Here is a 16,855-nt window from a genome sequence, read left to right as displayed (position 1 = left end):
CCCCGGAGGGGGGCGGGCCTCTTCGCGCACGCGGCGCCTTCAGGAGGTCACGGGACGGCCCGTCACGGCTTGTCGAAGGTGTAGAACCGGCGGTGGTCCAGCATGTCGGCCGGAGTCACGTTGTTCCACGGCGGCAGCACGCCCCGCAGGTCGATCACGTTCTGCGTCCGGGCCGCCGGCAGGTAACCGGCCTTGGGGTTGCGGGCCTGCCAGTCCGCCCACAGCTTGTCGATGAAGGCGTGGTGCAGCCAGAACACCGGGTCGTTCGGCGAGGCCGCGGTGGCCATGTGCCCGCCCACCCACACGTGCACCCGGTTGTGCAGGTTGGTGCCGCGCCAGCCCTCCAGGTGGTTGCGGAACCCGCTCGACGAGCTGTTCCAGGGCGCGGTGTCGTACACCGGCATCGCGAGCACCGAGTCCACCTCGGCCCTCGTCGGCAGCTGCGGCACCCCCGACCCCAGGACGCGCCGCAGGTAGTCGCGGCGGTCCACGCCCACCGTCACGGGCCACCGGCCGCCCGCGGCGGCGAACGGGCCGTCGAGCACCTGGCCGTCCCGGCCCCGCCGGCTGCCGCCCATGAAGTCGGACGCCCACAGCGGGGAGTTGGCCGCCCGGTCGACGGTCCAGTCCCAGTACGGCAGCGCCACGTTGCGGTCCACCCGCTGGAGCGACGCCTCGAAGTCCAGCAGGAACCGCCGGTGCCAGGGCAGGAACGACGGCGTGCGGTGCCCGATCCGGGGCCCGAAGTCCGAGTCGCTCATCAGGTAGTAGTTGTGGGCGTTGACGTACCGGTCGTAGATGCCGGTCCGCTTCAGCTCCAGCACCGCGTTGACGAAGGCCCGCTTCTCGTCGGGAGTCAGCGCGGCCACGCTCTTGCGCACGGTCACAGCTGCGGAGCCTCCTTCGGGAGCGTGAACGGCGCGAGTTCGGCGCCCTGGAGGTCGCGGATGGCGGCGCGGGCGGCCGCGACCGGGTCCGGGAAGCTCTCGTAGTGGTTGACGACGGTGACCCAGCTGCCGTCCGCGTTGCCCATCAGGTGCAGCTCTTTGCCGTCGATCTTGATGCTGGGCATCGGCATGCCGTGGTGCCCCGCGGCCCCCAGCGTGATCTGGATGCGGCGCCCCTCGTACACCTCGTCGATGCCGCCGGCGGGTATGGACAGGGGTGCCCCGGAAGCCCCCGGGCTCCCGGAGGCACCAGAGGCACCGGAGGCACCGGCCGCCGGGGCCGACGAGGACGAGCAGGCGCTCAGCCCCAGGGCGACGGACACCCCGGTACCGATCCCCAGAGCCTGTCGGCGAGTGATCTTCTTCATGGCCTGAAGAAGTACCAGAAGGCCGGAACCCGCCGATCAGTGCCCCCTGCAACAACAGCCCGCGCCCGGGGCCAGTACCACTGGCCCCGGGCGCGGGCTGCAAGAGGAGCGCGGCACTCACCGCGCGGCACGTCCGGTCAGGAGCGCGGCTTGACCTTCACGATGGCCTCGATCTCGACCAGCTGGTCGGCGAACGCCAGGTCGGAGACGCCGACGATGGTGTCGGTCGTACGGTGGTTGCCCACGTACTCCTTGTGGAGCCGGGCGGCCGTGTCGAAGTTCTTGCGCAGGTCCTTGGTGTAGATCTTCATGCTGATGATCTGGCTGCGGGACACCTTGTAGTGCTTGAGGACCTTGTCCATGTTCTCGAACGACGTGCGGACCTGCTTCTCGAAGTCACCGACGCCCACCAGGTTCCCGGCCGCGTCGTGCGACAGCTGCCCCGAGATGTAGATCTCGTCCCCGGCCTTGATGGCCTGCGAGTAGCCGTAGGACTCCTCCCACGACACCCCGAACCCGAAGTGCTCCCAGCCGCGGCGCGCCGTGTCCTGCGCACTCGCCTGCGGTCCCACGAAGGTGATCATCGCGGCCGCGGTCGCGGCCACCACGGTGGCGATGCCGAACTTGCGCCTTGACTTGGTCATTCCTGTCGTCCTTTCGTCCCCAGTGGAGCCTCGCGTCACGAAGTTCCCAGGGCGCGAAGGAGAACGCCTCGAACGGCACTGGAACGGCACTGGCACGGGCACGGCCCTGGCACGGCCCCGGAACGGCACGGCGCCGGACCGCTGGGCAATCCGGGCGTCCACCCCGGCGCGTAACACCACCCGCCCCCCGCGACGGCAGTACGGTCCTTGCGCGGCTTCCGCCACCACCTCGCCTCACCACGTCAGGGGATGCGCGTTGCGTCGACTCACCGTTGCCCTCACGCTGCTCGCCACCCTCGCCGCGGGCGCCCCCGCGGGCGCGCGGGCCCTGCCGGCCGAGCGCGACACCGCCGGGAGCGGCAGCCGCGGCACGAACGTCCTCGTCGTCGGCGTCGACAGCCGCGCCGGCCTCTCCGCCGCCGAGAAGCGCCGCCTGCACGTCGGCGGCCAGGGCTGCAACTGCACCGACGTGATGATGCTCCTGCACCTCTCCGCGGACGCGCGCCGCGCCAGCGTCGTCTCCATCCCCCGCGACTCCTACGTCCAGTACCCCCTCCCCGGGCCGCCCCGCTTCGGGAAGATCAACGGGGCGTACGCGATCGGCGGCGGCCCCCTGACCGTCCGCACCGTCGAACAGGTCACCGGCCTCCACGTCGACCACTACCTGGAAACCGGGTTCACCGGCTTCGAGCAGACGATCGACAACCTCGGCGGCGCCACCGTCTGCACCGACGAACCCCTCCACGACGAGAACTCCGGCCTCGACATCACCGCCGGCGTCCACCACACCGACGGCAACCGCACCCTGCGCTACGTCCGCGCCCGGCACGTCAACACCCGCCCCGGCGACCTCGGCCGGGTCCGCCGCCAGCAGCGCACCGTCACCAACCTGCTCGCCCGCCTCACCGCCGAAGGAGCCCTCTCTGGCCCCGTCAGCACCTTCCGCACCGCCCGAACCCTCCTGAAGACCGTACGCACCGACGCCGCGACGGACCTGCCCGACCTCGTCCGCATCGGCTGGGCCCTCGGCCGGCTCCGCGCCGACCGCACCGAGTTCGCCACCGTCCCCATCCGGCTCTTCGACCACCGCGTCCCCGGCGTCGGCTCCACCCTGGTCTGGCACGAGTCCCGCTCCGCCGCCCTCTGGGACGCCCTCGCCGACGACCGCCCCATCACCGGCGACCCCCGCATCCAGCCCGTCCCCGACACCCCCGTCGACACCAACCCGGCCGGCATCACCCTCCGCGTGGACGACCCCGCCGTCGCCGGGGCCCTCACCCGCGGCGGCTTCCGGGCGACCGCCCGGCCCGCACCCGCCGTACGCCCCGCGGGCCCGCCCGTCATCACGTACGCCCCCGCCCTGCGCGCGGACGCGGCCACCCTCGCAGCGGCCCTCCCCGGCGCCCGCCTGAACCCGGTCCCCGGCCACGCCCCCACCTTCGACGTCACCGTCGGCACCACCCCCGTCGAGGTCAAGACGGTGACCTGGGACCGCAACAAGGCCGACGGCGCCCCCGTCACCGCCAACGCCCTCCGCTGCCCGGCCGGCTGACGGGAACCCCGCCCCGCACCCTGCGGACCGTCAGCCGCACCCGTCGGTGAACACCAGCGAGGCGTTGTGCCCGCCGAAGCCGAAGGAGTTGACCAGCGCCGCGCCGAGCGGACCCCGCCGCGGTCCTCCGGCGACGACGTCCAGGTCCACCCGCGGATCGAGCTCGTCGAGGTTCACGGTGGCCGGCACGACCCGGTCGCGCAGGGACAGGACCGCGGCGACGGCGCCCAGGGCACCCGCCGCGCCGAACAGGTGCCCCGTCATCGACTTGGTCGCGGTGACGGCCGGGTGGCGGCCGACGGCCTCGGCTATCGACTCGGCCTCGGTCAGGTCGCCCGCCGGGGTCGAGGTCGCGTGGGCGTGCACGTTCCGCACGTCGAGCGGACCCAGACCGGCCGAGGCCAGGGCGAGGCGCATCGCGCGCACCTGCCCGTCCCGGTGGGGGGCGGTGATGTGGTGCGCGTCCGAGGTGACCCCCGCCCCGGCCAGCACCGCGTGCACGCGGGCGCCGCGCGCGGCGGCGAAGCCGGCCCGCTCCAGGACCACCAGCGCGCACCCCTCACCGATGACGAAGCCGTCCCGGCCGGTGTCGAACGGCCTGGACGCCTCGCGCGGGGCGTCGTTGCGCGTGGAGTGCGCCTTGGCCTGGGCGAACCCGGCCAGCGGCAGCGGGTGGATGCACGCCTCGGCCCCGCCCGCGACGACCACGTCCGCACGCCCCAGCCGGATCAGGTCCAGGCCCGTCGCGATCGCCTCCGCCCCGGACGCACAGGCGCTGACCGGGGTGTGGGCGCCGCCCCGGGCGCCGAGTTCGATGCTGACCCAGGCCGCCGGCCCGTTCGCCATCAGCATCGGCACGGTGTGCGGCGACACCTTGCGGACCCCGGACGCCTCCAGGACGTCGTCCTGCCCGAGCATGCTCAGCGCACCGCCCGTGCCCGTACCGATCACCACGGCCAGCCGCTCCGGCTCCACCTCCGGCCGCCCCGCGTCGGCCCACGCCTCCCCGGCCGCGATCAGCGCCACCTGCTCGCACCGGTCCAGCCGCCGCGCCCGCACCCGGTCCATCACCCCGGCCGGCTCCACCCGCAGCCGCCCCGCGATCCGCACCGGCAGCGCGGCCGCCCACTCCTCCTCGATCGCACTGATCCCGGACTCCCCGGCCAGCATCGCGGCCCAGGTCGAGGGAACGTCCCCGCCGAGGGGCGTCGTGGCACCCAGCCCCGTCACCACCACGTCCGTCGCACCCGTGGTCATCACACATCCCCCTTTGTTCGATCAGCACACCTCAACCCGGGGAACCGTTACCCGAGCTGATCAAGACACAGGCCAATCTGCCAGGGAATTCACCACCCATCAGGTGCCGCGACCGACGGATTCCACGCCCCTGATTCTGTCGAGTCCCTACCAAAACCCACCCGCCGAAAACCCCCTCCGCCCGACCCGCGGCGACCCCGTCCATCGGAATGCCGACGAGACCCCACGCGAACCCGCCTGCCGGCCACCGAAACGGCCGACGGCGCCCCTACGCCGCCCAGGAAGGCGGCGAGCCAACCCGCCGGAACATCACCGGACGAGCCGGGCCAGCAGGTGGCCCTCAAGGAAACCCCGCTCGGAAACGGGCCCGTGGACCAGCCGAGCCACCACCTCGAACCCGGCCCCGGCCAGCACCTCCACGAACCGCTCCACCGGCCAGCTGTAGGCGGGAGCCACCTTGTGCTCGAACCGGACCGGCTCCGCCACCCCCTCGACCACACAGAACGAGACCAGCAGCAAACCCCCCGGCGCCAGCACCCGCACCTGCTCGGCGAGCAGCCCGGGCAGCTCCCCCGGCGGGGTGTGGATCATCGAGTAGTGGGCCAGCACCCCGCCGAGCACCCCGTCCTCCACCGGGAGGGCCTCCATCCGCCCCTCGACGAACCGCAGCCCCGGATGCGCCCGCCGCGCGTGCTCCACCATCCCCGGCGAAAGGTCGACCCCGAAGGCCTCCAGCCCCAACTCGCCCAGCAACCCGGTCAGATGCCCGGGCCCACACCCGACATCGGCCACCCGCGGGTTCCCCGCTCCACGCACCAGCCCGGCGAAAACCCCCACCATGGCCCGCGCGAACGGCCGCGTCTCCAGCCGATCGGCGAACATCGAGGCGTACACCTCGACGACCCCGTCGTAACCCGCCCTGGCCACATCCCGATACCCGCCCACCCCCACCAACCTACTGTGCCCCCATACCCCCGCACGTCAGTGGGGGCAATCAGTGGGGCCTCAACGGCCGGACCACGTCCCCCTGCCCACCACCACCACCCGGAAGTGCCATGCCCCCACAGATGAGACTGTGCGCGATAACCCTCGACTGCCCCGATCCGCAGGCCCTGGCCGCGTTCTACCAGCAGGCGACCGGCCTCGAACCCCACCCCGCATCCGACGCCGACTTCGCCGGCCTCAACGGCGAGCACGGGCTCTTCCTCGGCTTCCAGCGGGTCGACGACCACCGGGCACCCAGCTGGCCCGGCCAGACCGTCCCCCAGCAGTCCCATCTCGACTTCGCGGTCGACGACCTGGACGAAGCCGAGGCCCACCTCCTCACACTGGGCGCGACCAAGCCCGACCACCAGCCGAACCCCACCGCATGGAGGGTCCTCACCGACCCGGCCGGCCACCCCTTCTGCCTGGTCAGAGCCTGACACCCACCCCACCACCCCCCGCCGTCCAGGACCGGTCAGGAATCGAGAAGCCCCGGCCGCCCCCCACCCCCTAGCGTGATGGTCATGGCAACCACCACTCCCACCACCGCCCCCACCGCCCTCGCCTCCGTCACCCTCGAGGTGGCCGACACCGAGGCCGCGAGCCGCTTCTACACCGCCTTCGGCGTGGACGCGTACGTCACCCTGCGGGCGTCCGACACCCCCACCACCGGCTTCCGCGGCTTCACCCTCGGCATCACGGTCTCCGGCCCCGCCACCGTCGACGGCTTCTTCGCCGCGGCGGTCGCCGCCGGCGCCACCGTCCTCAAGCCCACCGCCAAGTCGCTGTGGGGCTACAGCGCAGTGGTCCAGGCCCCGGACGGCACGATCTGGAAGATCGCGACCGGGGCGAAGAAGGACACCGGCCCCGACACCCGCGAGATCGACGAGATCGTCCTGCTGCTCGGCGTCGAGGCCGTGAAGGCCACCCGGCAGTTCTACGTCGAGCACGGCCTGACCGTCGCCAAGAGCTTCGGCGGCAAGTACACCGAGTTCGCCGCCGGCACCGCCGGCCCCGTCAAGCTCGCCCTCTACAAGCGCCGCGCCCTGGCCAAGGACCTCGGCGTCCCCGTCGACGGCACGGGCTCGCACCGCATCGTCCTCGGCACCACCACCACACCCTTCACCGACCCGGACGGCTTCACCTGGGAAGCGGCCTGACCCCCCACCCCCCCCACACACACCCAAGGAGCAAACAACCATGAAGGCACACGTCAGCTCGATCCTCCTCGGCGTCCGCGACATGGACCGGGCCAGGCGCTTCTACACCGAGGGCCTCGGCTGGAAGGTCCAGAACGACTTCGGCATCTCGGTGTTCTTCGCATCCGACGGCGCCTCGCCCGTCGGCTTCTACAGCCGCGAGGGCCTGGCCGCCCAGGTGGGCACGGACCAGGAAGGCAGCGGCTTCAGCGGCCTGGTCCTGACCTACGTCGTCCGCAGCGAGACCCGGGTCGACGAGATCATGGCGGAGGCGGCGAAGGCCGGCGCCAAGGTCCTCAAGCCCGCCGGCGCCCTCCCCTGGGGCGGCTACGGCGGCACCTTCGCCGACCCCGAGGGCTACATCTGGAGCCTCGGCTACAGCGACCGGGGAACCGACCAGCCCTACGCGGAGTAGCCGACCCGGGGACCGGCGAACGGTACGCCCGCTGCTACGGTCGGGCGCCATGAGCTGGCTTCCCGATGACTTCGTCCATCCCGTCCTGGTACCGCTGCCGGGCGGTGGCCATCACCTGCGGCCGATCCGGGAGGCGGACACCCCGCTGGACTATCCGGCCGTGATGGGTTCGCGCGAGCGGCTGTGGACCATCTACGGCCCGGCCTGGGGCTGGCCCGCGGCCACCATGACCTACGAGGCCGACCAGGCCGACCTGTTGCGGCACGAGAAGGAGATCGCCGCACACCAGTCGTTCAACTACGCGCTGTTCGACGCGGCGGAGACCGCTCTGCTCGGCTGCGTCTACATCGACCCCCCGGAAAGGGCCGGCGCGGACGGCGAGATCTCCTGGTGGGTGGTGGACGACCTGGTGGACAGCAAGGTCGAGCAGGCCCTCGACGAGCTGGTGCCGCAGTGGATCGCGGCCGACTGGCCGTTCGAACAACCACGCTTCCTCGGCCGGGGGATCTCCTGGACGGACTGGCTCGCCCTGCCCGAACACCCCGACGCGTAACGGGAGTCACAGGGCGCGTGCGCCCTGGACCTCGCCGCCCAGTTCCGCGATGAGCCGCCGGTAGGTTTCGAAGGCGGGCTTCGGGGTGTAGTCGTCGTACAGCAGGCCGAAGTGGGAGAAGATCCCCTCGGCGCGGCTGTCGGCGTCCCGCAGGGCGAAGAGCGAGTAGCCGTCGATGTTCAGCTCGGCGGCGAGGGCGGCCGTGGTCCGGATGACGGTGTCCAGGGCGGCGGCCTGGCGCTGTTCGGTGCGTCCGGGGCCGGTGGGCCAGCCGTTCTCGCAGACGCGGACCGGGACGGTGCCGGGGATGCCGGCCTTCGGCAGGCAGGTACGTCGGTACGAGGTGAGGACGGCGGTGACCGCGTCCGCGAGCCGGCCGGGGGCGACGGGGCGGAACACGTCGGGGAAGAAGTCCAGTCCGACGTAGTCCAGGCTCTGCCGGAAGCCCGGGCCGGCCAGGGCTCCCAGGTCGGACCAGAAGGTGTCGGCGGGGTCGAAGGACGGCACCGCGTTGAAGCCGACGGCCACGCGGCGGCCGAGGGAACGGGCCTCCTCCTTGGCGGCGACCACGCCCTGCACCAGCGCGTTCAGGACGTTGGGGATGCTTCCGTCGACGGGCGGGAGGTCGAGGTTGGGCTCCTCGCAGATCTGGACGCGGGCCAGCCCGGGCCCCCCGTCCCGCACGGCCCCGCGGACGAACTCCGTCCAGCCGTCCAGCCGGCCGGAGGGTTCGCGGAACTGCAGCACGAGGTCCAGGGTGCGGCCGCGCCGCAGGCAGGCCTGCGGATCGGCGGGCGCGGGCCCGTCCGCGGTCACGGTCGTGGCGAACGAGCGGTAGGCGCGCACCGAGAGCGTGTCCGCGTCACCCTGCAGTGCGTCGAGGGCTGCGTTGATGCGCTCCGGGTCGTCGGGGGAGACGGGATGGACGATGCCCTGCTCGTCCCCCAACAGACCGCCGGGATAGATGCCGAAGGTCATGGCCATGTGCGCCTCCAGGTCGGCGGACCAATACTTATAGTCACTCCAAATTTGTGGTGACTCTATCATTGGTGGGGTGGGACTCAGAGAGATCAAGAAGCAGCAGACCCGTACGGCCATCGCCGACGCCGCTCTGCCCCTGTTCCTGGAGTACGGCTTCGACCGGGTGACGGTCGCCGAGGTGGCACGGCACGCGGGCGTGTCCACGAACACCGTCTTCAACTACTTCCCGGCCAAGGAGGACCTGTTCTTCGACCGGGGGGCGCAGGCCGAGGAACACCTGGCCGCCGTGGTGCGCGACCGGGCGCCCGGCACCTGCCCGGTCGAGGCCGTCCGCGACGACCTGCTGTCCGGCCTCCGCGAGAACCATCCGATGCTCGGGCTGCAGCCCGGAGCGACGGCGTTCTGGCAGGTGGTCCTGGACAGCCCGGCCCTGCTCGCCCGCGAGCGCGAGATCGGCGAACGCGCCGAGGCCGCCCTGGCGGCCGCCCTCACGGGACCTCCGCCGCACCCCGCGGACACCCCCGGCCACGCCGCGCTCCTCGCCGGTGCCGTCGCGGGCACCCACCGCGCGGCCCTGCGCGACCTCCGGCGGCGCATCTTGGCCGGCGAACGCCCTGAGGCGGCCCGCGACGCCGTGGTGCAGGCCGTGGTCCAGGGCTTCGGCCGGCTCTGCCACGGACTCCACCCCGCTGCCGGCCCGACAGCGGCCGACTAGGCCGGGTCAGTCGGCCCGGCGGAACACCGCGTCGAGTATCCCGTCGAAGACGCCCAGCCCGCTCCAGTCGCCGTTGACCTGCGCGGTGAGCAGCCGGGCGCCGTCGCGCGAACCCACGGCGTACGTCCAGGAGCCGTACGTCGCACCCGCGTTGCCCCAGACCGTGGTCCCGCAGGGCAGGTCCTGCGAGAGCACCCCCAGGCCGTAGCGGGTGGCCGGGATCCACGGGACGGGGCCGGCGGTTTCGACGGTGGTGAACATTTCGCGCTGTTCGGCGGCGGGCAGCAGGTCCGCCCCGAGCAGGGTCCGGAAGAAGCACTGGAGGTCGCCGAGGGTGGAGACGATCCCGCCGGCCGCCCAGGCGAACGACTGGTCCATCACGGTCGCGTCGTGCACCGCGGCCGCGGGGTCGCCGGAGAAGAGGGTGGAGTAGTGCAGCGGATGCGGCCCCTCGATGTGCGTCCGCGCACCGGGCAGGCAGGTGCCGGCCAGCCCCAGGGGGCGGACGACGAGCCGGTCGAGTTCCTGGGCGAACGTCCTGCCCGTGGCCCTCTCGGCGATCAGCGCGGCCAGGACGTAGTTGGTGTTGGAGTAGAGGAAGGCCTCGCCCGGGGCGAAGAGCGGCGGGGTGGCCAGCCCGATCCGGACCAGTTCTTCGGGGGCGTGGGAATCGAGGCGGTGCCGGAACCAGGCCTCGCCGACGCCCTTCGCGAAGAACGCGGGGTCGTTGCCGTAGTTGAAGATGCCGCTGGTGTGGTTGAGCAGCTGTCGGAGGGTGACCGTACGGCCGTCGTGGCCGTTGCCCGCCACCAGGCCGGGGAGCCACCGCTCGACCGTGTCGTCGAGGCCCAGCCGCCCCTCGGCCGCCAGCAGGAGGACCACGGCTGCGGTGAACGCCTTGGTGGTGCTGCCGATCCGGAACCGTTCGGACGGCTGCCGCCGCAGTCCGGCCGCGGTGTCGGAGAAGCCGGCCGAGCCGAACCAGGTACCGCGGCCGTCACGGACCTCGGCGGCGATACCGGGCGCACCGAAGCGGGCCACGGCCTGGTCGAGGGCGTCCTGCGGGGTGGTCGTCGCGGGGGAGGGCACGGAGGTCATGTCGGGTTTCCTTCCGGGGAGACGGGCGAGGGACTGCGAACGGAGCGTCAGGCGGCGAGGGCGGCGGCCGGGACGGCGGGCTGCGTACGGCGCCTGGCGTTGACGGCCACCGCCGTGCCGGCCGCGGCCGAGAGCAGCAGTACCGCGGCGAGGGCGAGGAGGGTGGCCGCGTCCGGGTGGGCCGGGGACTGGCCGCGCCAGGCCTGCCAGGTCACCACCGCGACCAGCCCGCCGTAGCCGAGGGCGGCAGCGCCGACCAGGCGGGCGCGCACCTTCTCGTCCCGGAGCCAGACGTGCTTCGCGGTCAGCGCGGCCAGCACGGCGGCGACCACCAGGAGCACCTGGATGCCGTGCAGGGCGAAGAAGTGCGGGACCCGGAAGTCGCCGCCGGTCGTGCTCCAGCCGGTCAGCGGCATCCCGTGGCCGTCGGGGTCGCCGATGCCGTGGCCCTGGTACATCGGTACGGAGCGCCCGCCCGCGTCCGTCACCGTACGGGCGTGGATCTCGGTGGTCATCCAGAAGACCGGCACGAGCATCCCGAAGGTGGCCAGCGCCAGCCCGGCACGCACGGCCCGGTTCAGCGCGGCACCGCCGCCGCGCTGGAGGAGTACGACGACCCCCAGCACCAGTTGCGCGATGACGATCACCATCACGCCGAAGGTGAGCACGGGGACCAGGGCGCGGGTGACCGGGTCGCTCTGGTCGGCGTTGAAGTGGCTGAAGGTGCCGCGCGCCGCCTGAACGGTGATGGCGCCGACCTCCGCCGCCGCGGCCACCGCGAAGACGGTGCCGAACCACTTCCCGACCCGCCGGCCCCTGTGGAGCTTCGTCAACAGCCACGCCAGCGTGCCGGCGTAGAGGGCGAAGGCGAAGCCGAACTTGAGCGGCTTGACCCACACCGGCTCGTCCAGCAGCGTCCGCCCGTCGACCGCGAGCCCCACGCCGGAGACGAGGACCAGAGCGAGCATGAGCGCGGCGCAGACCACCAGGGGGCGGTGCCATGTGCGCAATGGGGTGAGGAAGGACGTCATCACGGGCTCCTTGTTTCGCGGATGACTAAAAGCTAATTAGCTTTCACTAATCCGTCAATCAAAAATCCAACCCAACTCCCATTCTCACAGCTCAAAGCAGCTACAATTTTGCAATGACCCTGAGACCTAATGCAAACACAAGGCCGATGATTTGCAATGGGCTGTCTCCGAAAGCAATACTGGAACCCGACACGACCCGACACGACGACGGAGGTGGCCCGTGCCCGGCGGCCGGCTGACGCACGAGGAACGGCAGGAGATCGCCCAGGGGTTGGCGGCGGGCCGCACCTACTCCGAGATCGCCTCCCGGCTGGACCGGCCCGTCTCCACCGTCACCCGGGAGGTGGCCCGCAACGGCGGCGCGGCCGCCTACCGGGCCGACGCGGCGCACCGGGCGACCACCGGGCGCGCCAGGCGCCGCGCGCAGGCCCCCGACCAGACCCCGGCGGCCCAGGGCGCGCAGGACGCGCACGGGCGCGACCCCGAGGCCGTGCGCCAAGTGGAAGAGCAGTTCACCGCGATGATGGTCGGCACCGGGCTGCCGCGGATGACGGCCCGGGTCCTCACCTGCCTCTACCTCACCGACGGCGGGAGCCTGACCGCCACCGAACTCGTCCGGCACCTCCAGGTCAGCCCGGCGTCCGTCTCCAAGGCCGTCGGCGAACTCGAACAGCAGGAGCTCATCCGGCGCGAACGCGACCCGGGCCGACGCCGCGACCGCTACGTCATCGACGCCGACGCCTGGTTCCGCGGCTGGATGGCCAGCGCCCGACAGAACACCATGCTGGCCGACTTCGCCCGCCACAGCGCCCGCACCCTCGGAACGTCCACCCCCTCCGGCGCCCGCATGCAGGACATCGGCGACTTCTTCGAACACGTCGGCCGTGCCATGGTCCAGGCGGCGGAGGAATGGCGGCGCGACAGCGCCCCGTAGATTGCAACGGCACGATGCTCAAGGGCATGAGCCGGGTTCGGTGGCATGAGCTGACGCACGCGTATGGATCAGCGGAAGAGGTCCCGGGCCGGCTGTCACGGGTGGCGTGGGGCGATGCGCTCACCAGCGCTTCAGCGTTGAGTGATCTTGGGCTCTGGCTCGGTGAGCTGTCCGTCTTCGACGCAACTGCCGAGGCGGTTCCGTTCCTGTGGGATCTCGCGGTGACTGACTCGGTCGCCAGCCGCTCCGGTGTGATCCAGCTGCTCATGACGATCCTCGAACAGGCCAATCCTCCTCGGCTCGACGTTCAATACGCGGCCCACCAGGCCGTGTGCGACGGCAGAGGCCTGGCAGACAGGCTGGCCGGTGACGGAGATCCCGACGTGCAGGCAGCGGCTCAGGACTTGATGGCCGCGATCGACAACCATGCGTGCGAGGTCTGCCGTCCCGCCTGACCCCAGGCCCCTTGGCGCTGCCCCACCGACCGTCCACCGCACCGACGAAGGCGGCGCCGACGACCTCGTCAACTGAGGCTCTGCTGTTCGGCCCGGGTTCTGGTGCCGGCGAGGCGGTAGGAGTCGGTGCCGGTTTCGATGATCCGCGACTGTCGGCGGGGGCGGGAGTGGGTGCTTGTTCGGGTTTCACGGCCAGTGCGGTCGGCCGTGCCTGCTGTTCGGGCAGCAGTCGTGTCCCGGCTGTTTCTGCTGTTGGAGCCAGCGCTGGTGATGCCTGCGGCCTTATCCAGAGAACTCCTTCAGCCGGTTGACTTCTGCCGTGTGTTCGCTGAGTTGGTGCCCGGTACTGCCCGAGGTGTAGAGGACCGTGCCCACCACGGCCGTGGGGAGTGAGAGCAGCAGCAGGGCGAGGAGCTCTGCCCAGTCACGTTCGGCGGCGCAACGGGTGCCTTCGGCTTCGGCGTAGCCCTCGTACGGGCGGCCCCGGTCGGTCTGCTTCGTGTAGAACACCCGGGACTGGCACTCGTCGTCGCGTCCCGTCACGGGGTAGGGGAGCAGCAGCTGGACGGCGATCCAGAGCCAGATGCCGGCGGAGGCGACCAACAGAAAGAAACCCCAGGCCTGCTTGCGCCGGGCGCGCTCGCGGAAGGCGTTGTCATACACCAGCGCTCTCATGCGGGGCAAGGTAGCAGCCTGCGCGGCGGCGTGCCGGCCGGGATCGTCAGCCGACTCGGTTCGAGAGCGCCACCGCTACTCGCTCACGAGGGGCGGGGTGTCCGCGCGCTGATTTTGTTCCGGACGGCGTGTGGGAGCAGGTGGGGCCGTTGCTGCGGCCTGTGCCCGGGCCCGGCCCCACCGCCGTTTCCCCGGGCGGCTGCGTGTTCCTGGCCGGCCGGGTCCCGCAGGCGCGAGTCTCGTTCTCGCCGTGGCCGTCGGGGCACCCATGGCTGCCAGTGCTTGGCTTGTGAAGTCTGTATGGCTTGTCGGCGCGGCAGGCAGGTTGTCACTCGAAGGCGTGGGCCGGAGTCGGCAGGGGGGTGGGCCGGGGGCGCGCGCCGGCCAGGACTTCGGTCGCGGAGGAGTTCAGGGAGGTCGTGAACGCGGACGACATGTCCGCTGAGTCCATGCACCCGGTGCGGAGGGTTTTCCCCCGCACTTACGGAGGATGTCGACAGATGCGGCGAGGCCCTCGATGGTGTGCCCGCGCCGCGTGGCCATGCGGACTCGAAGCCCGAAGACACCCGCGTGCCGGTTGGCAGGGACCAGACTGTCGAAGACAGCGAAGGTACCCCCGGCAACCAAGGCTTCGCGGGCAGGTCCGCATTCCGGGCTTGGTTCGGCGAAGCGTGCCGGTGAGCTCTTCGCGAGTCACGTTTTCGTGCCACCCTCAGCACCAGCCGCGCGGGGGCCTTGGGCGCGGCGAGGCCCCCGTCCCGGGGGAGGGGGCGGGGGCGGTCGTGGAAAGGACCGCGCCGGATCAGTGGCGGAAGACGTCCTTGGTCTTCTCCTTGGCGTGGCGTGCGTCGCCCTTGGCCTGGTCGGCGCGGCCCTCGGAGACCATACGGTCGTTGCCGACGGCCCGGCCGACGGCTTCCTCGGCCTTGCCCTTGGCCTGCTCGGCGTGTGCCTTGGCCTTCTGTTCACCCGACATGGGGACCTCCTCGTCGTTGTACCGGCTCGGTCGTGAACGCTCTCCTGCTCGCGGCCGGCGACGGTAAACCCCCCGTTGTGGAACGCGGCCGGCGCGGCGGGCGACGTGCATGGGCGCCGGGGCTCGGGGCACAGGCCCGTCAGGACGGTTCGTCGCTCTGGAGCTCTGGAGGTGGTGGCGGTGCGCGCTGCGAAGGTGCTGGACTCCTTTCCCGCCGGTCATCCGCACGGCTGCTGGTTCGCCGAGGAGTACGCGGCCCGGTGCCGCGAGCGGGGCGAGCGGGCGACCGTGGTGATGGACCTGGAGCGGGACGCCTTCCTGGTCGTGGCCCCGCTCCCGGCCCGGACACGGCGCGGAACCCGGCCGCGTAAGGGGCGTCTCCAGGCCCCTTACGCCACGTCAGCCGGCCCAGTGCACCCGCCCCAGATGGATCAGGCGGAGCTGGCGGCGGGCCGTGCCGACGGCGGCCGCCCAGTCCTCGCCCCGCAACGAGGCGGCGAGGAACGCCGACGCCGTCATGAACATGTGGTCCACCAGGAGCCGCGCGAGCATCGTCACGTCGTCGGCGTCCCAGTCCGCGCTCAGGGGATCGGCCCCGAGCGCGGCCCCGATCTCCGCGGCGAAGGCGTCGAGTTGCCCGGCGATGGCCTCGCGTACCGCCGGTACCCCGCCGTGGCGCTCGCCCAGCAGGAAACGGACGTGCGCGGGCCGGCTGCGCACCAGTTCGGCGACGAGCCCCACCGCGGCGTCACCGCGCTGCTCGGCGTCCCCGGTCGCGGCGAGGATGCCGCGCACCGTCTCGTGCAGACTCGCCAGCGCCTCCTCGACCAGCGCGGCTCCCAGATCGTCCACGCCCGGAAGTGGCGGTAGAAGGCGGTGGGAGTGACCCCGGCTGCCCGCGCGATCTCCCTGAGGCCGAGGCTGCCGAGGCTGCGTTCCTCCAGCTCCGACAAGGCCGCGTCGAGGAGGGCGCGCCGGGTGCGGCGGCGCTGGTCTCGCGTACACCGGTGTGCGCACTCATGACGCGAAGTCAACCGCGCCCCACGGGCGGCGCCAGCATGAGGCAAACTGAACTGGGTAGTCAGTGTACAACTGTTACCTCAATAGGAGGACGTCTCATGCTCTTCCTCGTAGGTGCGTTGCTGGTGTTCGGGGTCGTCCTTGGCACCGTGGCTCACGTTCCCGTTCCCGTCAGTGTGGTGGCGGCCTGGCCATCGCCCTCTGGCTCGCCGTTTTTCTCGCGCGCGAGCGCTTCTGGGACCGCCGCCTGCCAGGACGGCCGCACTCCGCACGAGGGGGCCGGCGATGACCCCTCGAACCGGCTCCCCGGCCCGCACCGCGACCCGGGTCCGCGCCCGGGACAGCGACGCGATGGCCGTCGCGGCCTTCGTCCTGGGCCTCGTGGGCCTGCTGGTGATGAACCTGCTCCTCGGTCCGGCCGCCGTCGTCCTCGGGGTACTGGCCCTTCGGCGGCACACGGCCCGGCCGGGCCGGGCCTGCTGGGCGTCGCGCTGGGCGTGGCGGACCTGGTGGTCCTCGCCTGTCTCGTCACCGCTGACGGGAGTGGTCGTGGAGCCTGACCTGACGTTCCCCACGTGTGTGGTCCACGCGGCTTGGTAACGGGCTGGCTGCCGTCTGGCCGCTCCTTGATCACCGTACTGAACACCGCCGACACGGTTTGGCGCGCGGGTGGATGATGTGTATCCACGGCAACGCCGGCTTCGGGAAGACCCTGGGCCTGCGTGAGCTGGAGCGGACCAGTGGCGAGGAGGTCTGCAGGGTCACCTTCCGTGTCCGTCCGACCGCCCGTGCGGTCCGTTACGAGTTGTTCGAGACGCTCTGCTGCCCGGTGAGCCTCCGCGCCACCCCAGTGAGTTCGACCGCCTGTTGAAGACCGCCCTGTCCGAGCGGCCTCGCACGTTTCTCGTGGATGAGGCGCAGTGGCTCAACGGGGAGGCGTTCGAGTACTTCCGCTACCTGTGGGACGAGCCGGCTACTCAGATCACGATCGTCTTCGTCGGCGGCGCGGCGCCCATACAGTGCTGCGCGCGAGCCGATGCTGTCCTCCCGG

At 71.9% G+C, this 16,855-nt stretch carries 19 protein-coding genes and 3 pseudogenes; 10 read left to right on the top strand and 12 right to left on the bottom strand.

All coding sequences use genetic code 11. The features are described from left to right. Nucleotides 1-62 precede the first annotated feature (62 nt). The 3 genes from D1J60_RS36265 to D1J60_RS36255 form a co-directional block, all read right to left on the bottom strand. A complete protein-coding gene (locus tag D1J60_RS36265; protein ID WP_125602263.1) occupies nucleotides 63-887 on the bottom strand; it encodes a tyrosinase family protein in 825 nt (274 codons plus the stop codon). After that, the gene (locus D1J60_RS36260; RefSeq protein ID WP_125824770.1) at nucleotides 884-1,315 is read right to left on the bottom strand and encodes a tyrosinase family oxidase copper chaperone; all 432 of its coding nucleotides are present in this window, start codon (nucleotides 1,313-1,315) and stop codon (nucleotides 884-886) included. Before D1J60_RS36260 ends, D1J60_RS36265 begins: the two co-directional genes overlap by 4 nt. A 137-nt stretch (nucleotides 1,316-1,452) precedes the next feature. Next, a complete protein-coding gene (locus tag D1J60_RS36255) occupies nucleotides 1,453-1,959 on the bottom strand; it encodes a RidA family protein (protein ID WP_241253716.1) in 507 nt (168 codons plus the stop codon). A gap of 256 nt (nucleotides 1,960-2,215) precedes the next feature. Between D1J60_RS36255 and D1J60_RS36250 the strand changes: the two genes are divergently transcribed. Beyond that, complete coding sequence (locus D1J60_RS36250) at nucleotides 2,216-3,511, top strand: LCP family protein (RefSeq protein ID WP_241253715.1); 1,296 nt, start codon at nucleotides 2,216-2,218, stop codon at nucleotides 3,509-3,511. A 30-nt stretch (nucleotides 3,512-3,541) separates the two neighbouring features. Here D1J60_RS36250 and D1J60_RS36245 read toward each other — a convergent pair whose 3' ends face one another. Then, nucleotides 3,542-4,768, bottom strand: coding sequence for a beta-ketoacyl-[acyl-carrier-protein] synthase family protein (locus tag D1J60_RS36245; RefSeq protein WP_125605797.1), 1,227 nt, complete (start codon nucleotides 4,766-4,768; stop codon nucleotides 3,542-3,544). A 309-nt stretch (nucleotides 4,769-5,077) separates the two neighbouring features. Next, nucleotides 5,078-5,713 (bottom strand): class I SAM-dependent methyltransferase, encoded by a 636-nt coding sequence (locus tag D1J60_RS36240; RefSeq protein ID WP_125824769.1) that lies wholly within the window; start codon nucleotides 5,711-5,713, stop codon nucleotides 5,078-5,080. A gap of 110 nt (nucleotides 5,714-5,823) precedes the next feature. Here D1J60_RS36240 and D1J60_RS36235 point away from each other — a divergent pair, with 110 nt between their 5' ends. The 4 genes from D1J60_RS36235 to D1J60_RS36220 all read left to right on the top strand — a co-directional run bounded on the left by D1J60_RS36235 (nucleotide 5,824) and on the right by D1J60_RS36220 (nucleotide 7,919). Next, entirely contained in the window at nucleotides 5,824-6,192 is a 369-nt protein-coding gene (locus D1J60_RS36235; RefSeq protein ID WP_125824768.1) for a VOC family protein, read from the top strand. Between the two features lie 84 nt (nucleotides 6,193-6,276). After that, on the top strand, nucleotides 6,277-6,912 hold the full coding sequence (locus D1J60_RS36230) for a glyoxalase (RefSeq protein WP_241253714.1): 636 nt from the start codon (nucleotides 6,277-6,279) through the stop codon (nucleotides 6,910-6,912). Between the two features lie 40 nt (nucleotides 6,913-6,952). Beyond that, entirely contained in the window at nucleotides 6,953-7,366 is a 414-nt protein-coding gene (locus D1J60_RS36225) for a VOC family protein (protein ID WP_125824766.1), read from the top strand. Nucleotides 7,367-7,415: 49 nt separating this feature from the next. Further along, on the top strand, nucleotides 7,416-7,919 hold the full coding sequence (locus D1J60_RS36220) for an N-acetyltransferase (protein WP_125824765.1): 504 nt from the start codon (nucleotides 7,416-7,418) through the stop codon (nucleotides 7,917-7,919). Nucleotides 7,920-7,925: 6 nt separating this feature from the next. On the opposite strand, the gene D1J60_RS36215 is transcribed toward D1J60_RS36220, so the two are convergent. Beyond that, on the bottom strand, nucleotides 7,926-8,903 hold the full coding sequence (locus tag D1J60_RS36215) for a hypothetical protein (protein ID WP_125824764.1): 978 nt from the start codon (nucleotides 8,901-8,903) through the stop codon (nucleotides 7,926-7,928). Between the two features lie 70 nt (nucleotides 8,904-8,973). Between D1J60_RS36215 and D1J60_RS36210 the strand changes: the two genes are divergently transcribed. Continuing rightward, nucleotides 8,974-9,615, top strand: a complete 642-nt coding sequence (locus tag D1J60_RS36210) for a TetR/AcrR family transcriptional regulator (protein WP_125819599.1) — start codon at nucleotides 8,974-8,976, stop codon at nucleotides 9,613-9,615. Nucleotides 9,616-9,621: 6 nt separating this feature from the next. Here the strand turns inward: D1J60_RS36210 and D1J60_RS36205 are convergent, their stop codons facing one another. Together D1J60_RS36205 and D1J60_RS36200 are read right to left on the bottom strand one after the other, a co-directional pair. After that, nucleotides 9,622-10,713, bottom strand: a complete 1,092-nt coding sequence (locus D1J60_RS36205) for a serine hydrolase domain-containing protein (protein ID WP_125824763.1) — start codon at nucleotides 10,711-10,713, stop codon at nucleotides 9,622-9,624. A gap of 47 nt (nucleotides 10,714-10,760) precedes the next feature. Beyond that, nucleotides 10,761-11,744, bottom strand: a complete 984-nt coding sequence (locus tag D1J60_RS36200; RefSeq protein WP_125819598.1) for a hypothetical protein — start codon at nucleotides 11,742-11,744, stop codon at nucleotides 10,761-10,763. Between the two features lie 220 nt (nucleotides 11,745-11,964). Between D1J60_RS36200 and D1J60_RS36195 the strand changes: the two genes are divergently transcribed. Both D1J60_RS36195 and D1J60_RS36190 read left to right on the top strand, forming a co-directional pair. After that, a complete protein-coding gene (locus D1J60_RS36195; RefSeq protein WP_125819597.1) occupies nucleotides 11,965-12,678 on the top strand; it encodes a MarR family transcriptional regulator in 714 nt (237 codons plus the stop codon). A gap of 14 nt (nucleotides 12,679-12,692) precedes the next feature. Next, nucleotides 12,693-13,133: a hypothetical protein gene (locus tag D1J60_RS36190; RefSeq protein ID WP_241253514.1), complete on the top strand. Its 441-nt coding sequence runs from the start codon at nucleotides 12,693-12,695 to the stop codon at nucleotides 13,131-13,133. Nucleotides 13,134-13,415: 282 nt separating this feature from the next. Here the strand turns inward: D1J60_RS36190 and D1J60_RS36185 are convergent, their stop codons facing one another. The 4 genes and pseudogenes from D1J60_RS36185 to D1J60_RS36170 all read right to left on the bottom strand — a co-directional run bounded on the left by D1J60_RS36185 (nucleotide 13,416) and on the right by D1J60_RS36170 (nucleotide 15,818). After that, complete coding sequence (locus D1J60_RS36185) at nucleotides 13,416-13,808, bottom strand: hypothetical protein (protein WP_125819595.1); 393 nt, start codon at nucleotides 13,806-13,808, stop codon at nucleotides 13,416-13,418. Between the two features lie 328 nt (nucleotides 13,809-14,136). After that, nucleotides 14,137-14,259 carry a hypothetical protein gene (locus tag D1J60_RS38785; RefSeq protein ID WP_277607488.1) on the bottom strand — a complete coding sequence of 41 codons (123 nt, stop codon included), beginning with the start codon at nucleotides 14,257-14,259 and terminating at the stop codon, nucleotides 14,137-14,139. Nucleotides 14,260-14,610: 351 nt separating this feature from the next. Further along, entirely contained in the window at nucleotides 14,611-14,784 is a 174-nt protein-coding gene (locus tag D1J60_RS36180) for a CsbD family protein (protein WP_125598547.1), read from the bottom strand. Nucleotides 14,785-15,183: 399 nt separating this feature from the next. After that, a pseudogene (locus D1J60_RS36170) lies at nucleotides 15,184-15,818 on the bottom strand (TetR family transcriptional regulator). Nucleotides 15,819-16,089: 271 nt separating this feature from the next. On the opposite strand from D1J60_RS36170, the pseudogene D1J60_RS36160 reads away from it, so the two are divergent. Further along, nucleotides 16,090-16,369 (top strand): annotated as a pseudogene (locus D1J60_RS36160) (DUF4190 domain-containing protein). Nucleotides 16,370-16,671: 302 nt separating this feature from the next. Further along, nucleotides 16,672-16,855: pseudogene (locus D1J60_RS38500) on the top strand (ATP-binding protein); the annotation flags it as partial.

Source organism: Streptomyces sp. W1SF4 (assembly GCF_003950035.1).
In the GTDB taxonomy this organism is placed as follows: Bacteria; Actinomycetota; Actinomycetes; order Streptomycetales; family Streptomycetaceae; genus Streptomyces; species Streptomyces racemochromogenes.
This window is presented reverse-complemented; position numbering and strand designations above follow the sequence as displayed.

What these genes read in the sequence shown, in the direction of transcription:
- D1J60_RS36255 (WP_241253716.1), bottom strand. Translation starts at nt 1,959, where the DNA reads ATGACCAAGTCAAGGCGCAAGTTCGGCATCGCCACCGTGGTGGCCGCG.
- D1J60_RS36230 (WP_241253714.1), top strand. Translation starts at nt 6,277, where the DNA reads ATGGCAACCACCACTCCCACCACCGCCCCCACCGCCCTCGCCTCCGTC.
- D1J60_RS36180 (WP_125598547.1), bottom strand. Translation starts at nt 14,784, where the DNA reads ATGTCGGGTGAACAGAAGGCCAAGGCACACGCCGAGCAGGCCAAGGGC.
- D1J60_RS36200 (WP_125819598.1), bottom strand. Translation starts at nt 11,744, where the DNA reads ATGACGTCCTTCCTCACCCCATTGCGCACATGGCACCGCCCCCTGGTG.
- D1J60_RS36225 (WP_125824766.1), top strand. Translation starts at nt 6,953, where the DNA reads ATGAAGGCACACGTCAGCTCGATCCTCCTCGGCGTCCGCGACATGGAC.
- D1J60_RS36245 (WP_125605797.1), bottom strand. Translation starts at nt 4,768, where the DNA reads ATGACCACGGGTGCGACGGACGTGGTGGTGACGGGGCTGGGTGCCACG.
- D1J60_RS36185 (WP_125819595.1), bottom strand. Translation starts at nt 13,808, where the DNA reads ATGAGAGCGCTGGTGTATGACAACGCCTTCCGCGAGCGCGCCCGGCGC.
- D1J60_RS36190 (WP_241253514.1), top strand. Translation starts at nt 12,693, where the DNA reads ATGCTCAAGGGCATGAGCCGGGTTCGGTGGCATGAGCTGACGCACGCG.
- D1J60_RS36220 (WP_125824765.1), top strand. Translation starts at nt 7,416, where the DNA reads ATGAGCTGGCTTCCCGATGACTTCGTCCATCCCGTCCTGGTACCGCTG.
- D1J60_RS36205 (WP_125824763.1), bottom strand. Translation starts at nt 10,713, where the DNA reads ATGACCTCCGTGCCCTCCCCCGCGACGACCACCCCGCAGGACGCCCTC.
- D1J60_RS36235 (WP_125824768.1), top strand. Translation starts at nt 5,824, where the DNA reads ATGCCCCCACAGATGAGACTGTGCGCGATAACCCTCGACTGCCCCGAT.
- D1J60_RS38785 (WP_277607488.1), bottom strand. Translation starts at nt 14,259, where the DNA reads ATGGACTCAGCGGACATGTCGTCCGCGTTCACGACCTCCCTGAACTCC.
- D1J60_RS36215 (WP_125824764.1), bottom strand. Translation starts at nt 8,903, where the DNA reads ATGGCCATGACCTTCGGCATCTATCCCGGCGGTCTGTTGGGGGACGAG.
- D1J60_RS36260 (WP_125824770.1), bottom strand. Translation starts at nt 1,315, where the DNA reads ATGAAGAAGATCACTCGCCGACAGGCTCTGGGGATCGGTACCGGGGTG.